This window comes from Xenorhabdus sp. SGI 60 (assembly GCF_056632175.1).
This window is the reverse complement of record NZ_CP196860.1, coordinates 1,215,747-1,225,057: the sequence shown is the minus strand read 5'-3', so window position 1 is coordinate 1,225,057 and position 9,311 is coordinate 1,215,747. Positions and strand designations below refer to the sequence as shown.

The following is a 9,311-nucleotide window of genomic DNA, read 5'->3' as shown; positions in this document are numbered from 1 at the left end:
AAGCCACTGAAGAGTGGCTCTAACACTAAAATTATGCGGCACGGGTCTGCAACAAATCTAACGCCATCTGGCGCTGCTGCGAACTGAGATTATTGATCACATTTCGCAGCAGGATATCCCCAGTTTTCGCACTGGGGCTGAGGGTATGTGAAAAGGTCAGGTTCATCACAAACGTATGACCACACTCAACATCAGCGCATGAACAATACACATCAGCAATTTCGCGGTGCATCCGGTTGGTTTTGCGAATGACGGCCTTAGCGCCGCACTCAGGGCAGATTATTTTTAATACGCGCATATTCCTCATTCCTAATGTCTCGAATTGACGCGATTTTATCATTTTTAGCCTCATTTTTCACCCGAAATAACGCGATCTTGATTAAAATGAACGTGTAGTGTTTCTGGTACATTATCCTGATTTATGGCATTCATAAACAGGGTTTGGACCGGGATCACCTCATCTTTTCGATACGCCTCCCGTATCTTTTCCGGGTCGCCAAAACCTGCCGTATTGGTCGGGATAATACCTGCCAACCCTGCCGGGAATCGGTGGGCGGTCAGCACATCTTGGGAACTGATACTTTTGACATTGGCAAACTCATCATTAGCGGAAATGTCCCCGACCGGAATAAACTTGATGCCGTCAGGGTCCCCATTGGGAATATTCACAAACAGCGTGTCAAAGTTGCCGATCCCTTTGCTTTGTTGCAGTTTCCTGATGATTTCTTCTTCGGTTTCATCAGAGATATTGGGATCATTGGTATAGATGATACCGCCCGTATGTGCCCCGTTATGATAGTAGCGACGGCGAAAGATGGTCGCTTCCGAGTTGAGCAGGGCCGCATGGATGCCGCCGATATAATCCGGCAAGCCATAAACCTGCTGCTGGGGATCATATTGCTTGATAAAAATCACTTCGTCCGGTGAGTAAACCAATGGCTCACCTTCCTGCAAGACGACAAAATCCCCGTCTTTACGGCGGCGCAGGTAAAGGGAGGGCAGCACCGCCAGTCTCACAATATCACCCCAGAAGTTGCGCACTTTCAGGATGGCCACATCCCCGAAAATCAGGAAATTAATCACGGCGGATTTAAATTGTTCGTGGCTTAAGCCCCCGCCGAGGTAATCCGAGGCAATCATATTGTGGCGGGAGTAAATAATACCGCCGTGTTGCCCGTTCATGTTGGTGAGCTGCGCCAGTGCCAGACGGTCAATGGGCAGGGTGTAATGATCATAATCGTTGTCATACCAGATTTTCTGGTAATCCGTCATGGTCGTGAGTATGGGTTCTGGTTTACCCAGTGTGATCAGGCTCATTTTCCGTTGACGGTTGTTGGTCTGTGCTGCTTTGGTGGTTTTCCTTAACGTTTTCTTGCTCATCATGCGGCCTTTGAAAATTGGTATTTGGAGGTGCGTTTCTTCTCGTAATTGAGGGGTTCATTCATCAGGGCATGGGAGATTGCCCAGAACGTGTCTGAATGTCCGGTTTCCTGCGAACGGTCAGCAACAAAGGTCATTGCACCGCCTTTGCCTGTGGTCGTACGGCGAATACCCAGGAATGAGGCCAGGATTTCTTTTTGTTCGCCGTCCCATTCGATGCGTTCTTCGCTGACCACATCGATCATCTTCATAACGAGCTGGTTTTTGCTCTGCTGGCTGTAGTGAATCGCCTGTGTCTGGCGCGGCGCAAAGTCCTGCACCATCTCATAGACCCCGTGACCAATGCCCGTGGTATCAATGCCGATATGGGTAAAACGGTAACGGTTGAAGAGATCTTCAATCAGTTTGGCTTGATGTTTCCAGTTCATACCCTGCCAATAAAATGTGGCCAAAATGCGAAAAGGCTCGTCTGCCATCAGGGGCGGGGCAACAATCACAAAGGTAGACGTATCACCGGAGCGCGCCGGGTCAAAACCGCCCCAGACTTCCCGCTCACCGAACGGGCGCGCCGCATCAAGGTCGTGATCTTCCCACAGGTTGATATCAACAGCGCACTTTTCCAGTTGGTGATATTTGAAGACGGATGTGCCACTGTCCACAAATTGGCACATATAGAGCATGTTAAAGGTATCTTGGTTATAGCGGTTACGTAGCTTTTCGATAGATGCCAGATTAAATCCGCCCTTGATAGCATCCATCATGGTAATGACATAGCGCCATTGACCATCAGGGCAATCCCGCCCGCCATCGCGCATCTCATCAACCGTAGGAAAGATCACATTCTTACGTTTGGCATCGTTACCACGCCATTCGTCACCCGTCCAGAACGGGTAAGCCGGATGCGTTTTGGCACTGGGTGTTGAAAAGTAGGTCGTGCGCCAATGATTATGGGTTGCCATAGCAGAGGCGACTTCATTCAGGCGCTTAAAGTCGGGTACCCAGAAATATTCGTCACAATACAAATGACCGGAATAAGATTGCGCGGTGTTCTTATTGGTGGATAAGAAAATAAGTTCTGCTCCATTACTCAGGCGCGGACGCTCACCCGTTAAAGTGATCCCGAAAAGCTGTTCAGCAAAGTTAACGATATAAGAGCGGAAGACTTGCGCCTGAGGTTTGGATGCTGACAAAAACACCTGGTTTTTTCCTGTTAATACGGCATCTTCAAAGGCTTCAAACGCAAAATACCATGTTGCTCCAATCTGGCGCGATTTTAAGATATTTCTGACCTGTTTATGCTTGTTGGTGCGCAGATGTTTTTGATAGCCAAACAAATTGCCGTCAACAAAGGTCTGGAAGTCTTCTTCCGTCAGGGCAGAGATATCATTTTTGCGATAGCGTTTCTTTTTCTTCGGTTCCCCGTTCCCGGAGAACGCCGGATCGCTGTCATTGCCGGCGTGTGCCCGCGCCTGAATCTCAGCCAGTTTTTCTTTATGTTTATTTTCCTGCGCCATCAGTTTGACATGATGGGTAATCAGGCGGTCGAGTTCGTCCTGTTCGGGCGCGGTTTTACTATTGCGTTCACTGAGCAGGGCAATCCGGCGATTGATGGCCTCAGCCACCGTTTCATGACTGAGCATATCCGCCCAGTGCCACTTTTCCGCCCAGTAGTAAATGATCCGCCGATTGGGCAGATTTAACTCACCGGCAATTTCAGCCGGCGTATAGCGGCGCAGGTAAAGCGACTTCGCTACTTTTATTAATTCATCGGAGTATTTAGCCATATCCTTAAGCATCCTTTCCTTGGTGCCCTCATTATGCAGGGCGAACAGATGGCTTTCGTTCAGTTTACTTCGGTTACATTCGGTTATGCGTGATATCCGAATTCATCCGAATTGCACTGCTCGCGCAGACCGATTGATTTCGCAATACTGTGTCCGAAGCAAACGAAAGGAATGCGATATGTCTCAGTTAATGACGAACTGGATATGTATTGCCATGGAGGGCGACACCGTTGATGGCCGAACAATCGAGCCGCAATGGATCTTGGAAGCGGCCGAACTCTACGATCCGCAACTGTACACCGCCCGGATCTGGCCGGAACATGAACGCTGGTTCGGGGCAATGGGGGAAGTGCTCGCGGTCAAAGCCGAGCGGGGCGATGAGGGCGCTTTGCGTCTCTATGCGCAACTGCGCCCCAATCACCGCTTGTTGGAGGCCAACCGGGACGGGCAACTGCTGTTTACCTCCGTGGAGTTTACCCTTAACGGTAATTTTCGCGGCACCGGCAAAACCTATCTGGAAGGACTGGCAGTGACTGACTCGCCAGCCAGTGTAGGCACCACACGCCTACAATTTAGTAAAAGAAACAATCTCATCGATTCGGTGCGTATAAACCGCTGGTCATTGATGAGGTCAGGGAATTTAAGCAAAAGGGAACAAAGATGGCTAACGGCCTAAAAACTAAAAAATCATGGCGCAGTATCTTCAATATTGAAGAGCAGGACGATACCTCGACCGAAACATCCGGTGATGATGCGTTGCAGGCACTGGCTCAGGCCGTCGCAGATTTGGAAGCTCGCGTGGCGACACTGGAAACCGCGCAGACCTCTACAGAGCAGGAAATAGAAGCGGTTCAGGAAGAGGTCGAAACCGTGAAAGAAGTGGTCGATACCGAAGAATTTGCGCGCTTACGTGACAATTTGGGCACAATTTTAAAGAACTTCGGCAAGCTGAATAACATTGCCACGCCATTGCCGAATAAAAATCCAAAAGGTAATAAAAACGCCCGTTTTAATTTCCTATAACAGCGAAGGGAAGAACTATGCAATTAAATCAACGGGCACGTGCTTTTTTACAGAATTATTCTGTAGGACTCGCCGAAGACTATGGCGTTCCTGATACTTCACGTTACTTCGCCTTGTCTGATCCGAAAGAGACGGCGCTGCGCAGTGCACTGCTGGAATCGGTTGAGTTCCTCAACATGATTACCTGTGCGGACGTAGATCACCTTTCCGGGCAGGTCGTATCGGTCGGTAATCCGGGACTCTATACCGGGCGTAAAAAAGATGGCCGTTTTATCCGTGCGACGGGTGTCGATGGTAATGAGTATAAACTGGCCGAAACTGATTCCGGTGCCGCGCTGAAATGGGACTTGCTGTCTATCTGGGCGAACTCCGGCAGTGAAGAAGAATTCTTCCAGAAAATGCAGGCATTCACCAATGAATCTTTTGCGCTGGATATGCTGCGTGTCGGCTTTAACGGTCAGGGTGTAGCGGAAACTACCGATCCCAAAGCTAACCCGAATGGCGAAGACGTCAACAAAGGCTGGCATCAGATTGCCAAAGAGTGGAACGAAGGGAAACAGGTTATTACCACCCCGGTCACACTGGATGAACACGGCGATTTAAAGTCACTGGATGCGATGGCCTCCGACCTGATTAACACCTGTATTCCGCCGCAGTTCCGCCATGACCCCCGCTTAACGGTGTTGGTTGGCGCGGATTTGGTCGCCGCTGAACAATATCGGCTTTATCAGGCTGCTGACAGGCCAACAGAAAAAATCGCCGCGCAGATGCTGGGCAGCTCTATTGCTGGCCGTCCGGCGATGGTGCCGCCGTTTATGCCGGGCAAGCGTATGGTCGTCACGATGTTGCCGAACCTGCAAATCCTGACCCAGCGCAATACCCGTCAGCGTAAGGCGGAATTTGTGGACGACCGTAAACAGTTCGAAAATAAATACCTGCGCAACGAAGGTTACGCACTGGAAACGCCGGAATTGTATGCAGCCTATGATGAAAATGCCATCACGATTGGCACAGTGGCAGAGCCGGCTGAAAAACTGGGGCAGAATGCTGTCCCGGATGAAAAACCGGATCACGAATAATGTTATCACCCGCTCAACGACACCGGGCAGCAGTGGAACTTCGCCAGAAACTGGCACGGCAGCAAGCCGTAGCCATTGCCGATGGCGCGAGTATGCACTTGCAAGCCCGTGCCATTGGGCAGGATGTTAAGCGATTACGTGAGTTACTGACCACGGCGGAACGGGTAGACATGAAAAAGCGGGAACTGCTGCCCAATTACCTGCCCACGGCACAACGCTATCTGGCAGAGGGCGAGGTGTACCACAACCCGATTTTTGTCTACTGCGTGATCTGGTTATTTGATATCGGGGAATTCAGTCAGGGACTGGACTGGGCAGACATTGCCATTGAGCAGGGACAGCTCACCCCGGACAATTTTCGCAGTGGTTTTCCGGCCTTTGTCGCGGACACCGTGCTGCTTTGGGCACAACGGGAAGCGGAAGCCGGGAACCCCGTTGAACCCTATTTTTCACGGACATTTCAGAATGTCACTGAAAAATGGACAGTACACGAGAAAATCAAGGCCAAATACTACAAATTTGCCGCTTTGCACCTGATAAAAGGGGATAACACCGACATTAAAGCCAGTTCAGTGGATAGGTTAGATGTGCTGGAGCAAGCCGATAGTTGGTTAGCAAAAGCCCATCAATGCAACCCGGCCTCCGGCGTGAAAACCTATCGGCAAAGGATTGCCGCCCGGATACGGGCACTGACAACCGAATCGTAACGACTACCGCAAGCCGGAGCGGGCGCGGTGGAGGCAGAGCAATTGATTGCTGATGGCCGTGGAAACCGGACAGCCCGCTTTTTTTCAGGGAGAGAATGACCGATGTTTAATGGCAACACGGTGGATTATCGGGATGCCCCGCTCACTAATGATGGTTTTTGGCCGGACTTGAATTTGCGGGAGTTTCAGGTCAATCGCAAATTACCGCCTGATTTGGATAACGACATGCTGGCGAATGCGCTGCTGGCAACGGTGGCGGAGATCAACCTTGATTTGCAACGCCTGAAAGCCAGCTTACAGGCCAAAGGTTACCAGAACGCCGCTGAGGTGTCAGGTATTTCCATTAACGGCAATACGGCGCTGGTCAGTCAGTATAAAAAAGCGGTTTATGCGCGGGCAAAAGCCGATTTATTGGGGGAATATACTTCACTGGTCAGCCGTGCCCCCCATCCGGGACAGGAAAGCCCGGAAGTCCGTCCCCGTCTGCTGGCTGAGGCCGCAGTGGTACTGCGCAATATGAAAGGGCATAAACGTGTCACGGTGCGTTCAATATGAGCAAATTACAGCAATTAACGGCTTTTTTACGGGAAAACCTGCCGGAACGGATTTGCGAGACGGAATTTACCAGTGAAATGGATGAAATCCGCTTTATTCCGGCACAGCGGGATTTAGGGCTGGGGCAATACCAGATGTTTGTCCAGCAATATGAGGCGGTGATTGCCTGGGGACGTTTTCCGTATCGGGAGTGCGATCCGCGCAATATTCCGCTGCTGATTGATTCATGGTTAACCACTCAGGGAAATCGTTTCGGTGATGCCAATGTCGAGCAGGAACGGCCAACACTGACAGTTGATGTTGATGGTGAAACAGCCGTAGTCATTGTGACGCTTTCTTTGGCTGAACCTGTGGTGATACGGGAAAACCCTAAGGGCATGATCCCGTTTGATGGCAAACACTGGTCACTGGCAGCCACAGAGATTTGGTTTGCTGAACAAGGCGCAGTTCACAGCGTGGATGAAACAGGTGCACGGATTGGGGCAGTAAATCATGTTTAGTGGACAGATTAAGCAAAGGGCAACTGAAATACCTGCAAAATGAACTGAAACAGCTTGATTTAACGCCCAATAAAAAACGGACGTTAATGATGAGATTGGCGAAGCAGGGAGTTATCGCGGCAGCTAAACGTTATGTCGCGAAACAACAGACACCGGAAGGGCAGCCGTGGCCTGCGAGAAAAGGTAAGAGAAAACAGAAAATGCTGGAAAAATTACCGAAAATCTTACATGTCAAGCATATGCCGGAAATTCAGGGGTGTCGTCTTTACTTAAAGGGGGACGGATTACCGTAGCGGGAAAACAATCCCTGCCTTGGGTAGTGGGGTACGCCCAACAAAATGGCTATCGCTTTACTATCAAGTCGGTCACAGTTTTAAAATTCCCCCTTGATAGAAGAAAAAAAGGGGAAAAACAGGCAGGCTAAAAAATTACTCTCATTGGGTTATAAGGTCAGAAAGGGCAAGGGATGGAAAGCACCAGCGCAAAAAAATTATCGCCCGTGTGATGAGTTTTTGGCAGGCGGGGTAATTGATCAATATTTAAGTGGAGAAAGCCTAAAAAAACAATGGACTATTATCATTCCTGGGCGCGCATTTTTGGGTATAAACCAAGAGGATTTTGTTAAGGCGCTGGAAAGAGTACTACAAGGTATTAATTACGGTGGGCAAAGATAACGACATAAGATAAAGGATTAAATTATGTGGCCACATGTTCAGGTTAACCAGGTTAACCAACTGCAAGGCGAAACCCGGGAAATTGAGCGGGTATTGCTCTTTGTCGGGACGGGCAAAACCCACACAGGCAAGACGATTGCCGTCAATACCCAAACGGACTTTGATGCCGTGCTGGGAACGGCACAAACCGCCCTCAAACGTCACGTACTGGCGGCAATGGCCAACGCGGGGCAAAACTGGTCGGGCTATGTGCATATTTTGCCCGACGCGGCGGATGAACTGGCCTTTATCGAGGCAGTGACCGCCGCGCAGACGGTCGCCAGCGTTGAGGGCTATGTGCTGACCCTTGGCGCCACTAAAGCGGTTATCAAGGCAGCGCAAACCCTGCGTGCCAACACCATCGCCAAGTTTGGTCGCTGGCAGTGGGCGATCCTGACCGTGGATGGCCCGCAATCCAAAGAGCCATGGGCGGATTACGTGAACCGACTGGCGGAATTGCAAAAAGGGGAAGCCGTGTCATCGGTGCAATTGGTGCCGTGCCTGTGGGGCAATGAGGCGGGCGTACTGGCCGGGCGTTTGTGTAACCGCGCCGTGACCGTGGCAGACAGCCCGGCGCGGGTACAGACAGGTGCCCTGATGGATTTGGGTTCAGCCGATTTTCCTTTGGATGGTACAGGCGCGCCGATTGATTTGGCCACCTTACAGGCACTGGAAAAACTGCGTTTCAGTGTGCCGATGTGGTATCCCGATTATGACGGATTGTACTGGTCAGATGGCCGCACGCTGGACGTGGAAGGCGGGGACTACCAGAGTATCGAAAATTTGCGGGTCGTGGATAAGGTTGCCCGCCGTGTGCGGTTGCAGGCGATTGCCAAAATTGCCGACCGCAGCTTAAACAGTACGCCGGGCAGCGTTGCCACGCATCAGGCTTACTTTGCCCGCACCTTGCGTGAAATGTCACGCAGTACTGAAATTAACGGGGTGACGTTTCCGGGCGAAGTGAAGTCACCGAAAGACGGCGATGTCGCTATTACCTGGCGCAATAAAAACACCGTGGAGATTTATATCACTATCCGCACCTATGAATGCCCGAAAGGAATATCGGTCAGTCTGTTGCTGGACAGCCAGCTGGAGAAAAGCGCATGAGCCAACGTATTTCAGGCCAGTCGATTGATTTTAATATGGACGGGGATATGGTTCATGCGGAAAAGGTCAACCTGTCCATTACCGACAACACCGCCGCCGCGCAGACGCAGGGCGTACCGGATGGCTATATCGCCGGGGATGTGGCGGCGGAAGGGGAGATTGAACTCAGCACCAAATATCTGGAGATTGTGACCGCCAAAGCCCGTTCGGCGGGGTCATGGCGCGGCATTCAGCCCGTCGATTTAATGTGGTACGCCAAAGCGGGCAACGAGGAAATCAAGGTCGAAGCCTACGGTTGCAAGCTGATTGTCAGTGACATTCTCGACGTTGACCCAAAAGGCGGCAGCGTCATGACCCATAAGGTCAAGTTTGTCGTCACCTCACCGGATTTTGTGCGCATTAACGGCATTCCCTATCTGGAAGCGGAACTGACACAAAGTTTGATTGGCTAAGGATGGCGGTT

11 protein-coding genes and 1 pseudogene are annotated in these 9,311 nt (G+C 50.9%); 9 read left to right on the top strand and 3 right to left on the bottom strand.

Annotation, left to right across the window (positions count from 1 at the left end; genetic code table 11):
* Window positions 1–31 precede the first annotated feature (31 nt).
* The 3 genes from ACSJJG_RS05975 to ACSJJG_RS05965 are packed head-to-tail and all read right to left on the bottom strand — an operon-like array spanning window position 32 to window position 3,164.
* Window positions 32–352 carry an Ogr/Delta-like zinc finger protein gene (locus ACSJJG_RS05975; protein WP_481088748.1) on the bottom strand — a complete coding sequence of 107 codons (321 nt, stop codon included), beginning with the start codon at window positions 350–352 and terminating at the stop codon, window positions 32–34.
* Window positions 349–1,380, bottom strand: coding sequence for a phage portal protein (locus ACSJJG_RS05970; protein WP_481090386.1), 1,032 nt, complete (start codon window positions 1,378–1,380; stop codon window positions 349–351). The genes ACSJJG_RS05975 and ACSJJG_RS05970 overlap by 4 nt, the downstream gene beginning before the upstream one ends.
* On the bottom strand, window positions 1,380–3,164 hold the full coding sequence (locus ACSJJG_RS05965; RefSeq protein ID WP_481088768.1) for a terminase large subunit domain-containing protein: 1,785 nt from the start codon (window positions 3,162–3,164) through the stop codon (window positions 1,380–1,382). The genes ACSJJG_RS05970 and ACSJJG_RS05965 overlap by 1 nt, the downstream gene beginning before the upstream one ends.
* Window positions 3,165–3,342: 178 nt before the next feature.
* Here ACSJJG_RS05965 and ACSJJG_RS05960 point away from each other — a divergent pair.
* From ACSJJG_RS05960 to ACSJJG_RS05920, 9 genes and pseudogenes are all read left to right on the top strand, one after another.
* Window positions 3,343–4,187 (top strand): annotated as a pseudogene (locus ACSJJG_RS05960) (GPO family capsid scaffolding protein).
* Between the two features lie 17 nt (window positions 4,188–4,204).
* Window positions 4,205–5,266 (top strand): phage major capsid protein, P2 family, encoded by a 1,062-nt coding sequence (locus tag ACSJJG_RS05955; RefSeq protein WP_481088746.1) that lies wholly within the window; start codon window positions 4,205–4,207, stop codon window positions 5,264–5,266.
* On the top strand, window positions 5,266–5,973 hold the full coding sequence (gene gpM / locus ACSJJG_RS05950; protein WP_481088745.1) for a phage terminase small subunit: 708 nt from the start codon (window positions 5,266–5,268) through the stop codon (window positions 5,971–5,973). Before ACSJJG_RS05955 ends, gpM begins: the two co-directional genes overlap by 1 nt.
* A 102-nt stretch (window positions 5,974–6,075) precedes the next feature.
* Complete coding sequence (locus tag ACSJJG_RS05945; protein ID WP_481088767.1) at window positions 6,076–6,528, top strand: head completion/stabilization protein; 453 nt, start codon at window positions 6,076–6,078, stop codon at window positions 6,526–6,528.
* Window positions 6,525–7,028 carry a phage tail protein gene (locus ACSJJG_RS05940; RefSeq protein ID WP_481088743.1) on the top strand — a complete coding sequence of 168 codons (504 nt, stop codon included), beginning with the start codon at window positions 6,525–6,527 and terminating at the stop codon, window positions 7,026–7,028. Before ACSJJG_RS05945 ends, ACSJJG_RS05940 begins: the two co-directional genes overlap by 4 nt.
* Window positions 7,028–7,321 carry a phage virion morphogenesis family protein gene (locus ACSJJG_RS05935; RefSeq protein ID WP_481088766.1) on the top strand — a complete coding sequence of 98 codons (294 nt, stop codon included), beginning with the start codon at window positions 7,028–7,030 and terminating at the stop codon, window positions 7,319–7,321. The genes ACSJJG_RS05940 and ACSJJG_RS05935 overlap by 1 nt, the downstream gene beginning before the upstream one ends.
* Before the next feature lie 93 nt (window positions 7,322–7,414).
* Window positions 7,415–7,702 carry a hypothetical protein gene (locus tag ACSJJG_RS05930; protein ID WP_481088765.1) on the top strand — a complete coding sequence of 96 codons (288 nt, stop codon included), beginning with the start codon at window positions 7,415–7,417 and terminating at the stop codon, window positions 7,700–7,702.
* A 21-nt stretch (window positions 7,703–7,723) separates the two neighbouring features.
* Window positions 7,724–8,848: a DUF2586 domain-containing protein gene (locus ACSJJG_RS05925; RefSeq protein ID WP_481090385.1), complete on the top strand. Its 1,125-nt coding sequence runs from the start codon at window positions 7,724–7,726 to the stop codon at window positions 8,846–8,848.
* Window positions 8,845–9,300 (top strand): DUF2597 family protein, encoded by a 456-nt coding sequence (locus tag ACSJJG_RS05920; protein ID WP_481088764.1) that lies wholly within the window; start codon window positions 8,845–8,847, stop codon window positions 9,298–9,300. Before ACSJJG_RS05925 ends, ACSJJG_RS05920 begins: the two co-directional genes overlap by 4 nt.
* Window positions 9,301–9,311: the final 11 nt, after the last annotated feature.